This window comes from Pantoea sp. EKM10T (assembly GCF_011800685.1).
GTDB classification, from domain to species: domain Bacteria; phylum Pseudomonadota; class Gammaproteobacteria; order Enterobacterales; family Enterobacteriaceae; genus Pantoea; species Pantoea agglomerans.
In genome coordinates this window covers 527,883-549,127 of record NZ_JAALEU010000001.1, presented here as the reverse complement: position 1 = coordinate 549,127, position 21,245 = coordinate 527,883, and the positions used below count along the sequence as shown (strand labels likewise).

The window sequence follows — 21,245 nt, the reverse complement described above, 5'->3', positions numbered from 1 at the left end:
CTTTTCTTGATCTGCCGCATCTTGTAGAATGCGCCTCACAAAACCCTGACATTATTGGGACATCCCAACCAAAACCGCTATGACGCTGCTCGCTCTCGGAATCAATCACAAGACAGCCCCCATTGCTCTGCGCGAACGCGTCTCGTTCGGGCCGGAGACGCTTGAGCAGGCGTTAAACAGCCTGTTATCACAGCCAATGGTGCAGAGCGGCGTGGTGTTGTCCACCTGTAACCGGACTGAACTCTACCTGAGTGTAGAGCAGCAGGCCGACTTACAAGCGCGTCTGGTGAGCTGGTTATGCAATTATCATCAGCTGGATGAAGAGGATGTGCGAAACAGCCTCTACTGGCATCAGGATAACGAGGCGGTCAGCCACCTGATGCGCGTCGCCAGCGGACTCGACTCACTGGTGCTGGGCGAACCGCAGATCCTCGGTCAGGTGAAAAAAGCCTTTGCCGACTCCTCACGCGGTCAGGCGCTGAGCAGTGAACTGGAACGCATGTTCCAGAAAACCTTCTCGGTTGCCAAACGCGTGCGTACGGAAACCGATATCGGTGCCAACGCGGTGTCGGTGGCGTTTGCCGCCTGTACGCTGGCCCGTCAGATCTTCGAATCGCTCTCCTCCGTCAATGTCTTGCTGGTTGGCGCAGGTGAGACCATTGAGCTGGTGGCGCGTCATCTGCGTGAACATCAGGTCAAAAATCTGATCATCGCCAACCGTACCCGCGAGCGCGCCGAAACGCTGGCGTCGGAAGTGGGTGCAGAGGTGATCACCCTGGCGGAGATCGACGCCCGTCTGGCAGAAGCCGACATTATTATCTCGTCAACCTCCAGTCCGCTACCGATTATCGGTAAGGGGATGATGGAGCGCGCGCTGAAAGCGCGACGTAACAAGCCAATGCTGCTGGTCGATATTGCGGTTCCGCGCGACGTAGAGCCGGAAGTGGGCGACCTGCCTAACGCCTATCTCTACAGCGTGGATGACCTGCAGGCGATCATTGAGCAGAACCTGGCGCAGCGCAAGGCGGCCGCGGTTCAGGCCGAAAGCATCGTGGTACAGGAAAGCAGCGAATTCATGGCATGGCTGCGCTCACAGGGCGCGGTGAATACGATCCGTGAATATCGTTCTCAGGCGGAAGAGATCCGCGCTGAGCTGGAAGGCCGTGCGCTGCAGGCGCTGCAGCAGGGTGCCGATCCGCAGAAAGTCATGCAGGAACTGGCGCACAAGCTGACCAACCGTTTAATACACGCTCCAACCAAATCACTTCAGCAGGCCGCCCGCGACGGCGATAATGAACGCCTGCAGATTTTACGCGACAGCCTGGGTCTCGATTAGGCACACCGCTGTCGCCACCTGTTACGGGAATCCCACATTTAAATGAAAACCTCTATAGTTGCCAAACTGGAAGCCCTGCAGGAGCGCCACGAAGAAGTGGAAGCGATGCTGGGCGATGCAGGCGTGATCGCCGATCAGGAGCGTTTCCGTGCGCTGTCACGCGAATATGCTCAGCTGACCGATGTGACCCGTTGCTTCCGCGACTGGCAGCAGGTGCAGGAAGATATCGAAACCGCGCAGCAGATGCTCGACGATCCTGAAATGCGTGACATGGCGCAGGAAGAGTTACAGGAAGCGCGTGAGAAGAGTGACGTGCTGGAGCAGCAGTTGCAGGTTCTGTTGCTGCCGAAAGATCCCGACGATGAGCGCGCCTGTTTTATCGAAGTGCGCGCCGGAACCGGCGGCGATGAAGCGGCGATTTTCGCCGGCGATCTGTTTCGCATGTACAGCCGCTATGCCGAAGCGCGTCGCTGGCGCGTGGAGATCATCAGCGCCAACGAAGGCGAGCATGGCGGTTACAAAGAAGTGATCGCCCGCGTCACCGGCGAAGGTGCCTATGGACGCCTGAAGTTTGAGTCAGGCGGCCATCGCGTGCAGCGCGTGCCGGAGACCGAATCCCAGGGCCGCATTCACACCTCAGCCTGTACCGTTGCCGTGATGCCGGAAATCCCGGAAGCGGAACTGCCGGAAATCAATGCGGGCGATCTGAAGATCGATACTTTCCGCTCATCCGGCGCAGGCGGTCAGCACGTTAACACCACCGACTCCGCTATTCGTATTACCCACCTGCCAACCGGTATCGTGGTGGAGTGTCAGGACGAACGTTCACAGCATAAAAACAAAGCCAAAGCGCTGGCGGTGCTGGGCTCGCGTATTCATGCTGCAGAGATGGCCCGCCGTCACGCCGCCGAAGCCAGTACCCGACGCAACCTGCTGGGCAGCGGCGATCGTTCTGACCGTAACCGCACCTACAACTTTCCGCAGGGCCGCGTGACCGATCACCGTATCAACCTGACCATCTACCGTCTGGATGAAGTGATGGAAGGGAAACTCGACAGCCTGATTGAGCCGATTGTTCAGGAGTACCAGGCCGATCAGCTGGCGGCGCTGGCTGGTCAGGATTAATGGATATTCGTCACTGGCTGAAACAGGCGGTCGCCACGCTGTGCGGTGGTGACAGTCCGAAGCGTGACGCAGAGATCCTGTTAGGTTTTGTGACCGGCAAATCACGCAGCTGGTTAATCGCCTTTGATGAAACGGTACTCAGCGATGAGCAGCTGACGCAGCTGGATAGCCTGCTGGCGCGTCGCGCCCGCGGTGAGCCGGTGGCGCATCTGGTGGGCGAGCGCGAGTTCTGGTCGCTGCCATTGCGCGTCAATGACGCCACGCTGATCCCGCGCCCGGATACCGAACTGCTGGTTGAACAGGCGCTGGCACATCTGCCTGCGACACCGGCAACCATTCTGGACATGGGCACCGGCACCGGAGCGATTGCGCTGGCGCTGGCCAGCGAGCGTCCCGATTGTCAGGTGACCGGCGTGGATCGCATTGAAGCCGCCGTTGAGCTGGCGAACAGTAATGCGCAGCAGCTCAGCCTCACCAACACCACCTTTCTGCTCAGTCATTGGTTCCAGGCGCTGACGCCACAGCGCTTTACCCTCATTGTCAGCAACCCACCCTATATAGATGCCAGCGATGTTCATCTGGAGCAGGGTGACGTGCGCTTTGAACCGCGCAGCGCGCTGGTAGCGGATGAAGCGGGACTGGCGGATCTGCGCACGCTGATCGAGCAGGCACCCACATGGCTGCTGCCGGGTGGCTGGCTGCTGCTGGAACATGGCTGGCAGCAGGGCGAGGCGGTGGCCACGCTGATGCGGCAAAAAGGCTATCACGCCGTGGAAACCGTCGATGATTACGGCGGCAATCCGCGTGTGACCTTAGGCCAGTTCCCTTCATAAAAGCGCTTTGAAAAGGATTCATGATGTTCGCCTTTTATCCCTTAATTAAAAATCTGCACATCTTAACGGTGGTGCTTACCGTGACGCTGTTCCTGCTGCGGTTTTACTGGCTGCGCCGTGGATCGGCAATGATGACGAAACGCTGGGTGCGCATCCTGCCGCACGCTAACGACACCCTGTTACTGGTGACCGGCGTCTCGCTGGTGATGATTACCCACTTCTATCCCTTTACACCGCAAGGAAGCTGGCTGACGGAGAAGCTTTTAGCGGTTATCATCTACATCGCCTTAGGATTTGTGGCATTGAGTCGCCGTCCACGCACTGATCGCACCCGCTGGATCGCTTTTCTGGTAGCGTTAATCGCCCTGGTGACCATCATTAAGCTGGCGCTGACCAAAATGCCGTTATGGGGATAGCATGACCTCGACCGAACAATTAGATTTCAGCCAGACACCGCTGTGTGAAGCGGTGATTGGTGCCACGCTTGCCATCCGCGCCGATTTCCCGGCGTTGTCGGTGGAAGCACAACTTGCGGCGTTAGTCGCCGAAGCACGTGACTATGTCAGCCATACTGAAGATGCTGACATGCAGCTCGAAAAGCTGCTGGAACTGTTCTATCGCCAGTGGGGATTTTGCGGTGCCAGTGGCGTCTACAATCTTTCTGATGCCCTCTGGATCGACAATGTGCTGAAGACCCGTCGTGGCACGGCGGTGTCACTGGGCGTTATCCTGCTGCACATCGCCGCCGAGCTGGAACTGCCGCTGATGCCGGTGATCTTCCCGACGCAGCTGATTCTGCGCGCCGACTGGATTGATGGCGATAAGTGGATGATTAACCCGTTTAATGGCGAAACGCTTGACCGGCACACGCTGGAAGTGTGGCTCAAAGGCAATATCAGCCCGACAGCGCGTCTGTATGACGATGATCTCGACGAAGCCAAAACCGTCACCGTGATGCGCAAGATGCTCGACACGCTGAAAGCGGCGTTGATGGAAGAGAAGAAGATGGAGCTGGCGCTGAATGTCAGTCAGGTGCTGTTGCGTATCGATCCTGACGATCCCTACGAAATCCGCGATCGCGGTTTGATCTACGCGCAGCTGGAGTGCGAACATATCGCCCTGAATGATTTAACCTACTTCGTTGAGCAGTGTCCTGAAGACCCGGTCAGCGAAATGATCAAAGTTCAGATTCACGCAATCGAACAAAAACAGGTCACGCTGCACTAAGCGGACCCACTGAAAAGGAAAGGGCATGACACAGAAAGTCGTGAGTATTGGCGATATCAAAGTTGCAAACGATCTGCCATTTGTGCTGTTTGGCGGGATGAACGTACTGGAGTCGCGCGACCTGGCGATGCGCATCTGCGAACACTACGTTACCGTCACCAGTAAGCTTGGTATTCCTTACGTATTCAAAGCGTCATTTGATAAAGCGAACCGCTCCTCTATTCACTCCTATCGTGGCCCAGGCCTGGAAGAGGGGATGAAGATTTTCCAGGAGCTGAAGCAGGCTTTCGGCGTCAAAATTATCACTGATGTGCATGAAGCGTCCCAGGCGCAGCCGGTCTCTGAAGTGGTTGATGTGATCCAGCTGCCCGCGTTTCTGGCGCGTCAGACTGACCTGGTGGAAGCGATGGCGAAAACCGGCGCGGTGATCAACGTCAAGAAGCCCCAGTTCGTCAGCCCGGGTCAGATGGGCAACATCGTTGATAAGTTCGCTGAAGGTGGCAACGAGCAGGTCATCCTGTGCGATCGCGGCAGCAATTTCGGCTACGACAATCTGGTTGTCGACATGCTCGGCTTTAACGTGATGAAGAAAGTCACCAAAAACAGCCCGGTGATTTTCGATGTGACCCATGCGCTGCAGACGCGCGATCCGTTTGGCGCAGCATCAGGCGGTCGTCGTGCTCAGGTGGCTGAGCTGGCGCGTGCCGGTATGGCGGTCGGCATTGCAGGTCTGTTTATCGAAGCGCACCCGGATCCTGAACACGCCCTGTGTGACGGCCCATCCGCGTTGCCGCTGGATAAGCTGGAGCCATTCCTGGTGCAGATGAAAGCGATTGACGATCTGGTGAAAAGCTTCCCGGAACTCGATACCAGCAAATAAGTTTGCTGCAAAAAAAAGAGCGATGATTCGCTCTTTTTTTTCGCCTGAAGACGGGTGACGTTACAGCATGATGGTCATCAGATAACCGATAAACAACGCCAGATGCGCGGCTCCATTCAGTACATTTGTGCGTCCGGTCGAGAAGGAGAGCTGACAGAGAATCAGCGACGCCATCATAATCACCATCTGCGGCGGCTCCAGACCAAATATCAGCTCCTGTCCGGTCAGGGTGGCGATAATGGTTACCGCCGGTACCGTGAGTGAGATGGTCGCCAGCACCGAACCAAAGAAGAGGTTCATGGCGCGCTGCACCTGATTCATCAGCACGGCCCTGATCGCCCCCAGGCCTTCCGGTGAGAGGATCAGCAGGGCCACCAGGAAACCGGTAAACTGTGCCGGTGCATTCAGATCCGTCAGCAGGCTTTCCAGCGTATTAGCATTCATCTTGGTCACGGCAATGACCGCAATCAGATGCACGATCAGCCAGCTGGTATGCCAGAAGCTGCTGTGGGCAGACGGTTTGCCATGATGCGGGTCGCCATCATCGCTCTCATCTTCATGCTCATAGACAAACAGGCTCTGGTGGGTTTTGGTCTGAATCAGCAGGAACACGCCATACATCGCCGCTGAAATCGCCGCGATCAGCAGTGCCTGAGTGACAGAGAAATTACCGCCCGGCAGTGCGTTGGGAAACACCAGCACCAGAATCGCCAGGGGAAAGATAGCGATCAGATATTGCTTCACGCCCGCCAGATTCACGTATTGCGTCGCAAACTTATTACCGCCCAGCAGCAGCGCAAAGCCAACCAGTCCACCGGTTACAATCATCACGATCGAATAGAGCGTATCGCGCATCAGCCCGGGTGCGGCATCGCCGGTCGCCATCAGCGCCGAGATCAGGCTCACTTCCAGAATCACCACGGACAGACTCAGGATCAGAGAGCCATAGGGCTCGCCCAGCCGGTGCGCCAGCACGTCGGCATGTCGTACAACGCTAAAGGCGCTGCTCAGAATGGCAACCAGCGCCACTAAGTTGATACCGACTACAATCGGAAATGATGTGGTTGCACCAAAAAAATAGAGTATACCCAGCGTGATAAGGGGAAGTATCAGCGAGAATTCCTTGTGACGTGTTTTTTCATGTGAAGGCATTCACCATCCTCTCTGGTTAATGATTATCCGGACACAGCGAGTGCTGCTGTTAGAAATATAATCAGTTTTAGGGCAGGGCGCAGTTTATCTTTTCACCGGTCCGAACGGGAAAAATTTACTGCTTTTTACTTAAATGCAATAAATGGTCGAAGCGGTATTAACCTGAAGTTATCTCAAATATTGCAATATTAATCAGGCCACAACAATTTCTCTTTAACCATCTATCTGACCGCCAAATGCCGTAAAATCTGTTTATCATTGTAACTTGTGTGGCCTGTTTCTGGTTTTTAATTTGAAGGGGAGATAAGTGGCTGTTTGTATTTTTGTTCTGTTGCGCCAGGCTTAACAGGAATCCATAAACTGAGGAGCCGTTATGCCTTACTCTAAACGAACCGACTTACCTGACAACGTAAAACACGTGCTTCCCGCGCATGCGCAGGATATCTATCAGCAGGCATTTAACAGCGCGTGGGAAGAATATAAAGAGGCTAAGGATCGACGGGGCGATGATTCGCGGGAAGAGGTGGCGCACAAAGTCGCCTGGGCAGCCGTAAAGAAAGAGTATGAGAAAGGTGATGACGATAAGTGGCATCCTAAACGTTAATGCCGTCGCTAGCCTGTTCACGCCAAAGGGCCAGGATTATCCGGCCCTTTTTTTCATCTTCGCTATAAGGTTTATCTGGTTTTTTTTAACCTGCGACCGGAATCACGCTTGTAACCCCGCGCGGAAATAGATTAATGTCAATTTGATGAACGAAACGCAGCGCCGTTTTGGAGATCATGTTACAGGAGCCATTCTGCAGGACGCCGTTGATGTTGAGGAGGTCGCATTGCTTACCCGGGAATTTCTATTAAAAGCGGATTGTAAAACGTCGTTCGGGGATATCGAAGAGGCGTTGCTCTGGAGTTGCGAGCAGCGCGCGGCCTCGCTGGCAGCCACGCTGGCCTGTCGTCCCGATCACAGCCCGGTATGGATCTTTGGTTACGGCTCGCTGATGTGGAACCCGATTTTTGAGGCGGATGAAGTGGCGTCCGGTTCGCTGGAGGGCTGGCATCGTGCTTTCTGCCTGCGGCTGATTGCCGGACGTGGCACCGCCACGCATCCCGGCCGTATGCTGGCGCTGAAGCAGGGTGGCAGAACCACGGGTCTGGCGTTTCGTCTGCCGGAAGAGCGGCTGCATGAAGAGCTGGCGCTGCTGTGGAAGCGTGAGATGATCACTGGCTGCTATCTTCCAACCTGGTGTGAATTACAGCTGGAGGATGGTCGCAGCGTCACTGCGCTGACCTTTATCATGGATCCGCGTCATCCGTTGTATGAATCAGACTCCTGCCCGGAGGCGATTGCGCCATTAATTGCTGCGGCCAGTGGCCCGCTGGGCTCGAATGCGCAATATCTGTTTGCTCTGGAAGAGGAGCTGACCCGGCGCGGCATGGAGGAGGAAAGTCTGAGCCGGCTGGCCCATCAGGTGCGGACATTGCAGCAAGCCTGCCTGAAGCAGGCCTGAACCGGGGCTTAACCAGAGTAAAAGGGCGCGACACTGTCGCGCCCTTTTACGATCCGACTGCGGGTTACCGGGCTTAGTTACCCGGATTAATCAGCCAGGTACCGGGTTTATCGATGGTCAGGGATTGTGTGTGCGTCTCACTGCCATTCTTAACGTCAATTTTGTACTGTCCCGCCGCCAGATTCAGCGCGGCAAATCCGCTGCTGCCCGGTTTTACCTCGACCGGCTGTCCGTTAAGCACCACGCTTTCACCGCTCTCCAGCTTAAGATAGACGGTTGCCAGCGCGGCCGGAACGGCAGCGGCTGACGGAATCGATGCTGGCGCCTGCGTCATGGCTGAACTGTTGTTAACCACTTCCGGTGTGGCACTGTGGCGATTCGCCAGCCAGATGGCGACAACCACGGCCAGAATGGCCACGGCAGCCAGACCCAGCAATCCAGGCGACAGTTTACGCACCGTGCGCGGCGTCACCGGCTCGGCGGACGCGGCGGCATGATTCATCGCCATTACCACCGGCGCAGCAGCCTCAACCGGCTCCTCGACCGGCAGAGCAGGCGACTCGCCCGGCACCGGGAAGCTGTTTACCACCGCTTCCACATCACTGACCGGCAGATCAATCAGCGCGGCAAAGGCATCAATCGTTTGTGGGCGATCGCCTGGCTTCATTGCCAGCGCGCAGTCAATGGCATGCAGCAGCGGCAGTGAGTAGCCTTCTGGCTGGCGTTCCACCAGCGGCTGATAATTATCTTCAATGCAGCGCACCACGCTGACCGGCGGCGGATTACCGGTAATCAGGTTATGCAGCACCGCGCCCAGGGCGTAGATATCGGTCCACGGCCCCTGTTCAACTTCACCCTCTTCGCTGTACTGCTCAATCGGCGCAAAGCCAGGTTTAAGCATGATTTCCGTTTCGTCAGAGAGGTTGCCAATCTCTTTACGCGCTGAGCCAAAATCGAGCAGAACCGGCAGCTGGTTCTCCTGAATCTGAATATTGTCGAGCGAGATATCGCGATGCAGATAGCCGGCCTGATGGATGGTGCTGATGGCACCCAACAGCGGCGGCAGCAGGCGGCGGATCCAGGCTTCAGTGATCGACGCCGGGCTGGTTACCTGCCACTCTTTCAGCGTCATACCGCTGTAGTAGAGCGTGCCCATATAGGCTGTGCCGTTCTGCTCCCAGAAGCGCAGCACGTGCAGCAGTCCCGGATGATTAAAGCGGGCCAGCAGACGCGCTTCCTGAATAAAGCTGGTGAGCCCGGCATTAAACAGCTTCTGGAAACGCTCACCGCGCAGCTCCAGCGTTAAATCGGCGGCACGGACTGCCAGCGACACCGGCATGTACTCTTTGATTGCAATAGTGCGTTCAAGCTGGTGATCCCACGCGCGATAGACGATGCCGAAGCCGCCGCCTCCGATCACTTCCTTGATCTCAAACTCATTGAAACGGTATCCGTCAGGCAGGGCATTCGGAACGGTTTTCGGATTATCATTTGCCGACATAGTGAACTCTCTGTACACGGCCTGCTCGCCAGGCTGCGCGGTAATTAATTGATGTTACGCCAGGCACCAATGGCAGGATCAACCAGATCCGCGTGCAGGGTGTCGATGAGTAACACATTCACTTTTTGCTGTGGCATGAAATAGGGCGCCCAGTGGCTGCGCAACGTATCAACTCGCGATTTCACAGCGTCAGCATCCTGCTGCGCAGCATTCTTATCCATCTTTATCAACAGGGCACCATTGAAGCGCCAGACATGTTGTTTGGCATCAAAGGGCAGCACCAGCCAGCTATCATTCGCATCCGGGCGTGTCACAATCATGCGCTGATTGTTCGCGGCGATAACCTCCAGCTTGCTGTCCGGGATCGTCAGATTGGCGATGGGATAGCCCTGATAAAAGGTGACTGCCACCGGCGTTGGGTGGTCTGGGGTCGCCAGCATCAGCTCACTTTTGCCTTCTGCCCAGCCATCCGGTGAGCACTGCTGCTTGCTGACATCCGGGATAAACAGGGTCTGGGCATTTTCATCCCAGGCGGTGCGAAAATGGCAGCCGCTGGGGAGATCAAAATGTTGCAGCGGCGTGCTGTTGGCGGGCCGAGACAGGTCAAGCGGTGCAGCATTACTCTCACTGGCGCTGGCGGTGGCATCTGCCATCACGATAGGACGCCAGTTCTGCAGCTTACTGGCGCTGCCGCTGGCCAGTACGCCACCCTCTTTACTGGTCATCTGCCAGGGCAGCTCGTCCAGTAATCCGCACTGATTAGCGAGCAGGGTGCCGACGCGCGGTAAAAAGGTGGTCAGCACCGCCGAATCCTTACTTTTGCCGGAGACGATGCGCAGTGGCAGCGTCTCTTTGCACCAGTCGTCAGGCGCTTTACTCACCACATTATCGATATAGACCTCCAGCGCCAGGCTGGGGGAGTAGACAACCCGATAATTTTCAGCCTGGGCGTGAAAGGCAATCAGCAGGGTGATGATGCCGGGCAACCACAGTTTCATAAGGATCCTTGGAATCAAAAACGAGGCGGCAGAAAGCGCGCCGAATCAGCCAGTGAATAGAGCAGCGTTGCCTCCTCCGGCTCACCAATCCAGACCGCCAGTGCGCTGAGATTATCTTTCTTAACGTTGCGGCTCACCGCCTGTTCCATCAGAGCCAGCCACTCTTCGCAGGCATTCACCATGCGCAGCGCCTGTTCCATTTCATGACTGGCCAGATTCAGCCAGAAGCCATCGGTGCAGACCAGAAACGCGTCACCATCCTCCAGCGCAATCTCCTGCGAAAAGCTCACTAAGCGAGGCGGTTCAGCGCCGAGCGCATTATAGAGTAAATTACTGTTAATGCCGGTATTTTCATAGCCCGCTTCTTTCAGCTGCTGGGCCAGACTGTGATCGCGAGTGACCTCATGAAGCACGCCGCGGCGGAAGTGGTAAACCCGGCTGTCACCGGCATGCGCCCACCATGCGCGCTGTTTTTCGCGGTCGATAAACAGGGCCGCCAGCGTGGTGCTCATGCGTGAATATTTCGGATTTTTACCCTGTGCCTCATGCAGCGCTAAGCGGCACTGTTCAATCGCCTGATGGGTTATCTCCGGCGTCAGGTCGGCGTGCGCCTGTAACTGGCTCAGCAGTGTGTCACGCACCAGCTGTGCCGCCATCTCGCCGCCGGGCAGACCGGCCACGCCATCGCAGACCACAAAGCAGGCTTTACGCTCATCCAGCTCTGCGCCGGTGCGATCCTGATTCTCATCGCGTAGCCCCTGCTGGCAGCGGCTGGCAAAAACGATTTTCATGGTTCATCTACCCGCGTCTGAGAGTCCTTATACTGATTCACCTCCATGTCATAGGCATGGAGAAAGGCCTCGCCAAACAGCGTATGGAAATCATCTTCGATCTCTCCGGCCGTACGCTGATAATTACGGGTGAAGTAGTCCCACAGCGCCGCCTTCTTCATGGCGGAAAAGGGCATTTTTGACACCACGCCATCGGCACGCGCCTGCTCCTCCAGCCGCTGCGGATTAAAGGATTGCAGCATCGCCGCAATAATGGCGCGGATACCGGCAATCATCCCCAGCTGGTGGGCCTGCAAATCGACCAGGGCATCGCGTACCGCCTGTTCCGGCGGCATAAACCCGGGCATCTGGCTCTGGTACATCTGCATCAGCACGGTTTTGCCGGAGGGCAGGATCTTGAACGGGTTGTTGGCCTCATTCAGGATCATCGTCATGTCCGCTTTGACACCACGCTTGAGAATGGATCGCGAAGAGAGCAGCGCGACGGTGCCCTGGGAAAAGAGGCTCAGCATCCGGCCAGTAATGCGCATCTGCTCTTCATCCACCGGCGTGGCGTGACCGTTGCTCAGCCCCATCCCCTCCAGCAGTGCGGCGATCAGCCGATCCTGATCCACCGGCTGCGCCGTCAGCGCCCGACGCGGCTCGCTGGCCTGGGGATCGATAGCCAGTCGCGCATCGTTGTGGCGCTCGTGGCGTGAGGGCGTTGCCTCACTGACCAGCAGCCGGTCCTCAACCTCATGATGTTCGTGGATGCCCAGCGGATTTGCGGGCTGAGCGCTGTCGCCAGCAAACAGCGCCAGCGGATCGCTCTGCGTGTCGTGGCAGGCGGGGTCTCGTACTTCCAGCGCATAGTCACCGATGCGCAACGCATCGCCATGCTTCAGCACGACCTGCATGCCGCGACCCAGGGTAATGCCGTTATGCTCCACCGGGGTCACGCTGCCCTGGTTCGTCAGACGGCACTCTCCGTCATGCGACAGGTGAACCAGCGCCTGCAGACGCGAAATGGCCCGAGTCTCATCTGGCAGCACCAGATCGTTGTCCTGACTGCGGCCAATGGTGCCGCCAGGCGGTTGAAACGCGACGCTTCTGACCGGAACATCCGTAGTGCATTGCACAATGGTAAATTGCATGAGTTATCCCAGATTGAACGGCAAACGCTTCCGGCCTCACTCGAACATCGGAGGATAGAGGCCATTACGTCCCGGCTGTGAACCTGCCGCCGGGTTAAACAGTAACGAAAACAGTTGCGCGGTGAGGTTGCCGCTGTGCTTGTGGGTCGCGTGGGCAAAACCATCACTGCGATTACTCCACCAGTAGCTCATATGCTGCTGAGGGTCGAAACGTTCAGCCACTTCACGCCAGCTCAGCGTGCAGGGCAGATCCTGAAAACCGATCACATCCATGATTTCAGAGGGCTTCCTGGCCGGCACCAGCAGCGGTGGTAAAGCCTGTATCTGCTGCTCTAACTGCTCGCCGTTCAGCGGTGTCTGAACCGCCCGTAACAGTGTCGCGCCCAGATCCTGAAACCAGTCGCCGGAAATGGTCAGCTGAGCAGGATGCCACTGAGCCAGCGTGAAGCTGTGCAGGGCCAGCAGCGGCCAGGCGCGTCCGACGCGGTCACAGGAGGGCAGCAGACAGCCCATCTGTATCTGCGGCCGGGTCGCGGTAACCGGCAGCACAAAGTTCCACACCGGCGCATGGAGAAAGTCCGCGCTGTAGGAATACGCCTGCTGATGCCAGTGCATTAATCCCTGCTGGAACCAGTGATTCCACGGGCTAATCTGTTGCTCGCTCAGTCGATGGTGCAAAAAGTCACCGGTCGACGGCAGCTTGCCATACCAGCCGGGGGCCGTGTAAGCAGCCATGTTCACCTCACCATTACTCGCTATGCGAGTTTGATTGCGGGGCCGGGTGCCGCGGCGCTACCGCCAGCACGCCGCCCGCCTGGTCCGCAATTTTCAGATTCTCTGCAAGCTTGCGCATCATCAGTGCATTATCACGTGCATAAGGCGACGACTGAATCTGCTGATCCAGCAGCTGGCTCAGGTGCCAGTCAAGCTGCTGCAGGTCGCGGGCGCTTACCGTATCGGGCAGTGAGCGCTGTAAATTTTGCAGCAGCCATGCCCGTAAAAACTCGCCATCATAATTACGCGGTTGATAGAGCATCTGATAGGCGCGCAGCGCATTGCGGCTGTAGGCGTTATCATCACCCGGATCGTTGCGCAGAATATTCGTGATCTGCTGCGCCACACGCGGCAGCAACAAAGACTTAAGCGCATTTTGATAAAGCACCCAGGCGGCATCGCTGATCTGATTACCCCGATATAAGCCCGCCCGCATAGTAAGCGGCGGATTATCGAGAGAAAAGCGCGCCGAGAGCGGCAACTTCACCAGGTTATTCAGAAAGGGTAGCAGATCAAAAATATTATCAGCAGGCTGATGAATCACCTGCTGACTTTGCTCACGGATAAGCGGTACCCGTGCGGCTACCTGCTGCAGATACTGTTGATTCTGGTAGTAACTGATGCCCCACAGGCTGGAGGCGATCAGCAGGGCGCCTGCCAGCACGCCGTAGCCAATCCAGTGGAACAGCTGATTACGGTACTCCCAGCGGCGATTACTGCCGGCCAGGCCGCTCTCTTTGAATATCAGATCGCTGAGCAGGTCACGAATAAAAAAGCTCTGGCCTTTGTTGCCGGGAATTGGACTGTTGCGATTAACGCTGTCCCAGGCCGCAATCGAGTGATCGCCCGCCTGACGCAATTGCAGTTTGCGGCTCAGTTCACCCATCACCCGATCAAACGGCAGGCCTTCCTGCGTTCCGCTGGTGAAGAAGAGGCCGCGCGGGCTCCAGGCGACCGCATCCTGATGGTCAGAAAAAACGATATCCAGATATTCGTTCAGCAGTGGACGCAGCGAGGCGAACTCCTGCGGGAAGAGGAAGCACTCAGCGCGCTCGTTCAGGTCGCGCTCATGGGTCATCTGCTCCGCCAGTTGTTGCTGGAGCTGCTGTTCCAGCCGCTGAAACTGCTGGCCAAAATGGCGATGCCAGTCATCTTTGTGCGGCTTGCCCAGCTCCCAGTTAAACGTGAAGCCCCAGATAGCGTCACGCCGCGCTTTATCAATCGAGCCGAAGTAGCTCATAAAGCCTTTCAGCAGATCGGTTTTGGTGACCATCACATAAACCGGGAAGTGAATACCGGTCTGCTGATGCAGTTCTGCCATGCGCTCACGCAGCGCGCTGGCCTGGGCGAAACGCGCCTCGGCTGAGTCACTCAGCAGATCGGCGACGCTGATGGTCATGATCACACCGTTAATCGGCTGGCGGGTGCGATAGCGTTTCAGCAGGTTGATAAAGCTGTGCCATTCCGCGGCATCTCGCACGCGCTGGCTCTCCTGCAACGCATAACGACCGGCGGTATCAATCAGCACCGCGCTGTCAGTAAACCACCAGTCACAGTTGCGGGTGCCCCCGACGCCGCGGACCGCATTTTTGCCCAGCGTATCGGTCAGCGGGAAATCGAGGCCGGCATTAAACAGTGCGGTGGTTTTACCAGCGCCGGGCGCACCCATGACCAGGTACCAGGGCAGCTGATAGAGATAATTAGCGTTAAAGCGTGAGAGCAGGTTCCCGCTGTGACGACGGCCAAACTGAGTGCGTTTCAGCTGCATCGCAGCTTCGCTGAAGCGCTGGTTGAGCCGCTCTTCGGTCATCTGACGTTCCGCCGGGTCGTCGTTGCCCGACAGCTGAAGCTGGGTCAGTAAGCGGCTGTTGAACCAGGCACGATAGAGCGACGGGATCAGCTGGAACAGGATCCAGAGAAAATAGAGGGCGCTTACGGTGAGCTGGCGAGGCAGTACGGGTTCCAGTGGGCGCGATTCGCCCCATGACCAGAACGGTCCCAGCATCCAGACCAGACAGCTCAGCGCCGTGACGCCAATAAAGCTCCACAGCAGGCGATGCGTTAGCAGCAGGCGAAGGGAGGCGCGCATTATTGTGCTCCTTGATGATTACTGAGCGTTTCAGGCGCGGCAAACAGGGTGATTTCAACGCGGCGGTTGCGGGTCCGGTTTTCGCTGCTGTCGTTGGGCAGCAAGGGGTCGCTGTCGCCGCGGCCTTCGGAGCGAACCGTATGGCCGTCAGCCAGTTGCAGTTGTAACAACTGGGTGATGGCGCGGGCGCGGGCAAATGAGAACTCATAGCTGGAGGCAAAGCGGCTGTTATCCACCGGATGATCATCGGTAAACACCGACACCAGAATGGTCCCTTTGACATCTTTCATCGCGGTTGAGACGCGGGCCAGCAGGGCGCGCCCGACCGGATTGATCACCGTGCCCTGTTCGGCGAACAGTTTGTCCGCGGGGATGATCACTTTGCTGCCAAAGGCACCATCGCTGACCTCAAGCTGCCCGGCTGCAATCACATCATTCAGGCGCTGACGCAGATCGAGCAGCGCCTGCGGGGAAGAGGGACGACGGCCCGCGGTAATCTGCGGCAGCGGCGTCTGATAGATGGTACGCAGCAGCGGTTCGGCGGCATTACCGAGACGCCAGTTCAGGCCGCTGTAGATCAGGCAGCCGATCAGCGCGACCAGCATGGCACAGGCCCAGAGCGGCACCATCGGGCGGGCGAGGGTGCTAACCAGCGGATGCACTTCAACCAGTGGCGGTTGCGCTGTCTGGCGCTGGGCACGCGTTTCGTCAATCAGGGTTTTCAGGCGTTTACGGATACCATCGCACTGGGCGCGACCATTTTCACTGCCGCGATAGCGGCCTTCATAGCCTAGCAGCAGACAGTATTGCACCACTTCCAGCAGCCAGAGGTGTTGTTGCGGGCTTTGTGAAATGCGCGACAGCAGTTGAAAGAATTTCTCGCCGCCCCAGCTTTCATTATGGAAGGTCACCAGCATGCCATTGCCAGACCAGACGCCGCGCGTGCCCCAGGGGGTTTGCGCTGCCGCTTCATCGAGCGCGCTGCAGATGCAGTAACGCGCGCCGATAATCATCTCAAACGGCAGCCCTGCCTGTTTACAGCGTTGTTCAAACTGGCGGATTTCATCGATCAGAGACTGGCGCAGACCCGCAGGGTCATCGTGGGTGGCTGCCTGACGAATTTGCACCACCGCGTTCAGCAGTGGCGCCGCAGCCTGAAGTAAGAGATTCTCATTGCCTGAGGGGGTCGCCTCACGCGCAGGGGATTCCACAGTCATTAATTCGTGATCTTCCAGCCAATGGCAAATCCCTGTACCCGCAGCCCGGGACGGTTCTGCGGGCAATATGCGCCGGATTTCATATTCAGTCTAAGATCCAGGTCGCGGTATCGTTAGTCCGGCAGGCTTTGCTGGCGCCGCCGACGGCCACACAGACCTGTTTCGTTTTGCGGGGACGGGGACGATCGCTCTGCACGGTGGCATCATAACGGCTGCTTTCTACACCCGCTTTTAACGGCACATAACCGATCAGCGGGCCGTCAGCCTGGTCAGCAATCGCCAGCCAGCTGTGTTCCACATTACCTAATACTTCGAACGGTTTACCCGTTTCGAGATAGCGAACCACTTTGCCGCCGTAATCAGGCGAGGTCATGACGGATGCGCCATAAAGCGCCCGCCAGGTCTGATTGACCGGCTCAAATTCAGTCGGTGCCGCGACAGCGTGTCGATGGACCAGTTTGACGCCGTTAATTTCGCTGGTAACCAGCGTATCGTCAGTGACGGGCGGCGGCGGGGCCTTACAGCCTGCCAGGGTAAGAACCGCCAGCAGCGTTAACGCAAGACTCTTTTTCACCATGTTCCTCGTGATCTCATCAAAGTATCTGCATATTGCCAGGCCCGATGCCATGGGGCGATCTTTATCGCGCCGCATCGTGCCGAAATTCTGTTTTTAAAAAAAGGGTCAGATTACATCGGGATAGTAACGCATTCAGTTTACCTAAGACTTTTGAGAATTCAAACCATTGCACCCGCTGCTGATGCGTGATAGCAGGCGCTTTACGGGCGGGTTTCGGTATAAGAAAAGCGCCAGGTAATGTGATAGTTAAAGCGAACTGAATTATCGCAGAGACAAACTGGTTGAGAACAGTGCCGCGCATTCTGACATGCAATGAATCCGATTGGAAACTATTAAGATTTACTAATAACTTGTTGCCGAAAAAATTTATCAGTTTGCGTTAAGAAACTTATCAAAATCAGATTTTACGCCCCTGCTCAGACCCTCTTTTTTCAGGAAAGCGGCACGCCTTTTGCTTCTGAAAGGTTTTAACCGCACTGAGGTGAGCAATGAGGGACGCCCTGACCTGGCTGCAGGCATCACGCGCGAGCGATATCGCCAGCCTGCAACGTCTTCTGGAAACCGGCGAGCTGATGGCTGCCGTCAGTGAACTGGTCCATCGGTTGCAGCGGGAACGTGGCGCAAACAATCTCTGGATCTGCTCTGACGGAGCGCTGTTCAGCGCCGAACGTCATGCCCGCCAGCAGGAGGTCAGCGCCGGCCTGGAGCATTTTTATCAGGCGCTGCCGGCCGCCATAGCGCAGCCCGGCTACAGCCGCTTCTGCAACCTGATTGCCGCTGCCCTGCAGGCGCTGGCCGGACTGCCTGCGCTGCGCCAGCAAATCAGCCAGCGTGAGCTTGATCAGGCCGCGGCGATGGCCGCCTTTAACCAGGTTATCCGTACTTTACTCAATCTGGTGTTTGAGGCGGCCGACACCGCCAGCTATCCCGGCATCTCCCGTGCACTGATCGCCCTGTTCAGTTTTATGCAGGGCAAAGAACTGGCCGGGCAGGAGCGGGCCATCGGCTCAGCCGGCTTTGCGGCGCGTCAGTTCACCCCCGACCAGCGCAGCCAGATGGTCGCCCTGATTGCGGCACAGGAGCAGAGCTTTATCACCTTCCGGGAGTTTGCTGACAGCGCCGCGTGTGAATCCTGGCAGCCGCTGGCTCAGGCCAGCCGCGACATCGAACGCCTTCGTCGCATCGCCTGCACCGGCGGCCGTTGTGATGAGACCGGCGCGCTGCACTGGTTTTCCCTGCTCTCTGAGCGGCTGGATCAGATGAAAATGCTGGAGGATGCCCTGACGGCGACATTGATGCAGCGCTGCCGGGCTGCCATTGATCAGGCACAACAGCAGGCGGCAGGAACAGTGGTGCAGGGCGACAGCAATTTTTCGCTTTACGTCTCCGGGGCGGACTGGCTGCCTGGCGCGGCGGCGCTCGACAGCGACGGTCTGGCCCCGCAGCTGGGGCGCTCGGTGCTATCGCTGATTGGCGAACAGTCGCAGCGTTTGCAGCAGCAGGCGGATGAACTGGCGGCGATGCGCGCCTCACTGGACGAGCGGCGGGTGATCGATCAGGCCAAACACTGGCTGATGCAGCAGCAGGGTTTCACAGAAGAGGCCGCCTGGCAGGCATTACGCAAAAGTGCGATGAATCAGAATAAGCGGGTACTGGAGATCGCGCAGGCGGTACTGGCGGTAGCGAAGACCCTGAGCAACTAACCCGGATGAGGTAGCTGCACAACCTTTGTGCGTGATCTGCGTCAGAAACGTGCAAAAACGGTTAATTTTTCAACAGTGCGTCACCGCAGATCGGCATTAAGGCTGTTTCGGCGATCTGGCACATCCTTTGCTTAATCCCTATAGAGAGTACGCATTGCTCCCGCCAATGGCGGTGGGGTCAGTGCTTTGGATAAAGGCGTCCATCCGCAGGCTTCGGCTTGTCGGAGGACGCCTTTTTTTATTTCTGTTCAGGGGCAACAAGATGAGCAAAACGCCATTTTCACTGACACGACGTCAGGCGCTGATCTCCGGCGCCGCGCTGGGTGCGGCCTGGATCGTTCCGGGATTACGAAATGCGGTCTGGGCAGCGGGATCAGATGCGCCAGAAAAAGCGCAGGTGCGGGTCGGCTTTATCCCGCTCACTGACTGCGCGCCGGTGGTGATGGCCTCTGTGAAAGGCTTCGACAAAAAGTATGGTCTCACATTGCAGGTCAGCAAAGAGGCGAGCTGGGCGGCGGTGCGCGACAAACTGACCTCCGGTGAGCTGGATGCGGCGCATGTGCTCTACGGCATGATCTACGCCCTGCAACTGGGCGTAGCGGGTCCGCAGCACGACATGGCGAACCTGATGACGCTCAACCATAACGGCCAGGCGATCACCCTGTCGAACCAGCTGAAAGCCAGTGGGGTCACCGATGCGGCCAGCCTGAAAAAGGCCATTGATGGCAGCGCCAAAGGCAGCTTTACCTTCGCCCATACCTTTCCGACCAGCACCCATGCCATGTGGCTCTATTACTGGCTCGCCAATGCGGGCATCCACCCGTTTGATGACGTGCGCACCGTGGTCGTGCCGCCGCCGCAGATGGTGATGAACATGAAAATTGGCAACATGAGCGGCTTCTGCGTTGGTGAGCCGTGGAACCAGCGCGCCATCAGCGACAACATCGGTTTTACCGCCGCCACCAGCCAGCAGATCTGGCCGGAGCATCCGGAAAAAGTGCTCGGCACCCGCGCAGAGTGGGTGAAAGAGAACCCCAACACGGCCCGTGCACTCACCGCCGCTGTGCTGGAGGCCGCGCGCTGGATTGATGCCTCGGACGACAACCGCCGCGAAACCGCGCAGGTGTTAGCCGGCCGCGCTTGGATCAATACCAAAGTGGAGACGTTACAGGGTCGGATGCTCGGTCAGTATCAGAACGGCCTGGGGCAGTCGTGGCAGGACGCTCACCCGATGCGCTTCTTTGACAACGGCAACGTCAGTTTTCCCTGGCTCTCAGACGGCATGTGGTTCCTGACCCAGATGAAACGCTGGGGCCTGCTTGCCAGCGATCCCGACTACCTCGCGGTGGCGCGCCAGATCAACCGCATCGACATCTACAAACAGGCCGCCAGCGCAGTCGGACAGGTTGCACTGCCCGCCAGTGAAATGCGCAGCAGTACCTTCATCGACGGCAAGGTCTGGGATGGCAGTGATCCTGCCGCCTATGCCGCCAGTTTCGCTATCAAACGTTAAGAGAGGTTGCTATGAAAACTGACGCGCGCGCCCTGGCGCAGCCGGTGCAGAGTCACAACAGTGCCACCGTTATTCCGTTACAGGTCACCCCGAAAGCCGCAGCCCGTCCGGCGCGTCTGCGTCCGCTGTTGCAGCGCGCCATTCCCGCCACCGGTGGCCTGTTATTAATGCTGCTGGTGTGGCAGATCGCGGCGCTGTCGCAACCGGGTTTCCCTTCGCCTTACGCCACCTGGCAGGCCGCTCAGGTCCTGTTCGCTGACCCGTTCTACAGCAACGGCCCCAACGATCAGGGCATCGGCTGGAACGTGCTGGCGTCGCTGCAACGCGTCGGCATTGGATTCGGCCTGGCCGCGCTGGTCGGCATTCCGGCGGGCTTTTTAATCGGTCGCTTTAGCTTTATGGCACAGATGTTCAATCCCGTCATCGCCCTGCTGCGGCCGGTGAGTCCGCTGGCCTGGCTGCCGATTGGCCTGCTGCTGTTTCAGCGCGCCGAGCCTGCCGCCAGCTGGACCATTTTTATCTGTTCGATCTGGCCAATGATCATTAACACCGCCGAAGGGGTACAGCGTATTCCGCAGGATTACCTCAACGTGGCGCGGGTGTTACAGCTTTCTGAGTGGACGGTGATGCGCCGGATCCTGCTGCCCGCCGTGCTGCCCGCGGTGCTGACCGGGGTCCGTCTCTCTATCGGCATCGCCTGGCTGGTGATCGTCGCCGCCGAAATGCTGACCGGCGGACTGGGCATCGGCTTCTGGATCTGGAATGAGTGGAACAACCTCAACGTGGAAAATATTCTGGTCGCCATTCTGGTCATCGGCGTAATCGGGCTGCTGCTGGAACAGGGGCTGATGCTGCTGGTCCGTCGTTTTAGCTGGGATAAATAAGGAGAGC

Annotated in this window: 20 protein-coding genes; 11 read left to right on the top strand and 9 right to left on the bottom strand. The window is 57.7% G+C overall.

The window, feature by feature from the left end; translation table 11 throughout:
* The first annotated feature begins 79 nt into the window (after nt 1-79).
* The 6 genes from hemA to kdsA are packed head-to-tail and all read left to right on the top strand — an operon-like array spanning nt 80 to nt 5,401.
* Nucleotides 80-1,336, top strand: coding sequence for a glutamyl-tRNA reductase (hemA, locus tag HFD95_RS02560; protein ID WP_010669985.1), 1,257 nt, complete (start codon nt 80-82; stop codon nt 1,334-1,336).
* 42 nt (nt 1,337-1,378) lie between these two features.
* Complete coding sequence (gene prfA, locus HFD95_RS02555) at nt 1,379-2,461, top strand: peptide chain release factor 1 (RefSeq protein ID WP_010245863.1); 1,083 nt, start codon at nt 1,379-1,381, stop codon at nt 2,459-2,461.
* The gene (gene prmC, locus HFD95_RS02550) at nt 2,461-3,294 is read left to right on the top strand and encodes a peptide chain release factor N(5)-glutamine methyltransferase (protein WP_010669986.1); all 834 of its coding nucleotides are present in this window, start codon (nt 2,461-2,463) and stop codon (nt 3,292-3,294) included. The genes prfA and prmC overlap by 1 nt, the downstream gene beginning before the upstream one ends.
* 23 nt (nt 3,295-3,317) lie before the next feature.
* Entirely contained in the window at nt 3,318-3,710 is a 393-nt protein-coding gene (locus tag HFD95_RS02545; protein WP_045140430.1) for a SirB2 family protein, read from the top strand.
* A 1-nt stretch (nt 3,711) separates the two neighbouring features.
* On the top strand, nt 3,712-4,521 hold the full coding sequence (sirB1, locus tag HFD95_RS02540; RefSeq protein ID WP_010669988.1) for an invasion regulator SirB1: 810 nt from the start codon (nt 3,712-3,714) through the stop codon (nt 4,519-4,521).
* 25 nt (nt 4,522-4,546) lie between these two features.
* Complete coding sequence (gene kdsA / locus HFD95_RS02535) at nt 4,547-5,401, top strand: 3-deoxy-8-phosphooctulonate synthase (RefSeq protein ID WP_010669989.1); 855 nt, start codon at nt 4,547-4,549, stop codon at nt 5,399-5,401.
* Nucleotides 5,402-5,461: 60 nt separating this feature from the next.
* Here the strand turns inward: kdsA and chaA are convergent, their stop codons facing one another.
* A complete protein-coding gene (chaA, locus tag HFD95_RS02530) occupies nt 5,462-6,553 on the bottom strand; it encodes a sodium-potassium/proton antiporter ChaA (protein ID WP_010669990.1) in 1,092 nt (363 codons plus the stop codon).
* A 373-nt stretch (nt 6,554-6,926) separates the two neighbouring features.
* Here chaA and chaB point away from each other — a divergent pair, with 373 nt between their 5' ends.
* Both chaB and HFD95_RS02520 read left to right on the top strand, forming a co-directional pair.
* A complete protein-coding gene (chaB, locus tag HFD95_RS02525) occupies nt 6,927-7,157 on the top strand; it encodes a putative cation transport regulator ChaB (RefSeq protein WP_010245846.1) in 231 nt (76 codons plus the stop codon).
* Between the two features lie 226 nt (nt 7,158-7,383).
* Complete coding sequence (locus HFD95_RS02520) at nt 7,384-8,058, top strand: gamma-glutamylcyclotransferase (RefSeq protein ID WP_164480396.1); 675 nt, start codon at nt 7,384-7,386, stop codon at nt 8,056-8,058.
* A gap of 73 nt (nt 8,059-8,131) precedes the next feature.
* On the opposite strand, the gene HFD95_RS02515 is transcribed toward HFD95_RS02520, so the two are convergent.
* From HFD95_RS02515 to HFD95_RS02480, 8 genes are all read right to left on the bottom strand, one after another.
* A complete protein-coding gene (locus tag HFD95_RS02515) occupies nt 8,132-9,559 on the bottom strand; it encodes a serine/threonine-protein kinase (RefSeq protein ID WP_010245841.1) in 1,428 nt (475 codons plus the stop codon).
* 44 nt (nt 9,560-9,603) lie between these two features.
* Nucleotides 9,604-10,557: a hypothetical protein gene (locus HFD95_RS02510; protein WP_010245838.1), complete on the bottom strand. Its 954-nt coding sequence runs from the start codon at nt 10,555-10,557 to the stop codon at nt 9,604-9,606.
* Nucleotides 10,558-10,571: 14 nt separating this feature from the next.
* Nucleotides 10,572-11,348, bottom strand: coding sequence for a PP2C family serine/threonine-protein phosphatase (locus HFD95_RS02505; RefSeq protein ID WP_010669994.1), 777 nt, complete (start codon nt 11,346-11,348; stop codon nt 10,572-10,574).
* Complete coding sequence (tagH, locus tag HFD95_RS02500) at nt 11,345-12,481, bottom strand: type VI secretion system-associated FHA domain protein TagH (RefSeq protein WP_010669995.1); 1,137 nt, start codon at nt 12,479-12,481, stop codon at nt 11,345-11,347. Before tagH ends, HFD95_RS02505 begins: the two co-directional genes overlap by 4 nt.
* Nucleotides 12,482-12,517: 36 nt before the next feature.
* The gene (gene tagF / locus HFD95_RS02495) at nt 12,518-13,216 is read right to left on the bottom strand and encodes a type VI secretion system-associated protein TagF (protein WP_010245828.1); all 699 of its coding nucleotides are present in this window, start codon (nt 13,214-13,216) and stop codon (nt 12,518-12,520) included.
* Nucleotides 13,217-13,229: 13 nt separating this feature from the next.
* Nucleotides 13,230-15,344 (bottom strand): type VI secretion system membrane subunit TssM, encoded by a 2,115-nt coding sequence (tssM, locus tag HFD95_RS02490; RefSeq protein WP_010245825.1) that lies wholly within the window; start codon nt 15,342-15,344, stop codon nt 13,230-13,232.
* Nucleotides 15,344-16,561, bottom strand: a complete 1,218-nt coding sequence (icmH, locus tag HFD95_RS02485) for a type IVB secretion system protein IcmH/DotU (protein WP_010669997.1) — start codon at nt 16,559-16,561, stop codon at nt 15,344-15,346. The genes tssM and icmH overlap by 1 nt, the downstream gene beginning before the upstream one ends.
* Before the next feature lie 85 nt (nt 16,562-16,646).
* Complete coding sequence (locus HFD95_RS02480) at nt 16,647-17,138, bottom strand: hypothetical protein (protein ID WP_010245819.1); 492 nt, start codon at nt 17,136-17,138, stop codon at nt 16,647-16,649.
* Nucleotides 17,139-17,626: 488 nt separating this feature from the next.
* Here HFD95_RS02480 and HFD95_RS02475 point away from each other — a divergent pair, with 488 nt between their 5' ends.
* From HFD95_RS02475 to ntrB, 3 genes are all read left to right on the top strand, one after another.
* Complete coding sequence (locus HFD95_RS02475; protein ID WP_010245817.1) at nt 17,627-18,841, top strand: nitrate regulatory protein; 1,215 nt, start codon at nt 17,627-17,629, stop codon at nt 18,839-18,841.
* Nucleotides 18,842-19,103: 262 nt separating this feature from the next.
* Nucleotides 19,104-20,354 (top strand): CmpA/NrtA family ABC transporter substrate-binding protein, encoded by a 1,251-nt coding sequence (locus HFD95_RS02470; protein WP_010245814.1) that lies wholly within the window; start codon nt 19,104-19,106, stop codon nt 20,352-20,354.
* A gap of 11 nt (nt 20,355-20,365) precedes the next feature.
* Complete coding sequence (ntrB, locus tag HFD95_RS02465; protein ID WP_010245811.1) at nt 20,366-21,238, top strand: nitrate ABC transporter permease; 873 nt, start codon at nt 20,366-20,368, stop codon at nt 21,236-21,238.
* The last annotated feature ends 7 nt before the right edge of the window (nt 21,239-21,245 follow it).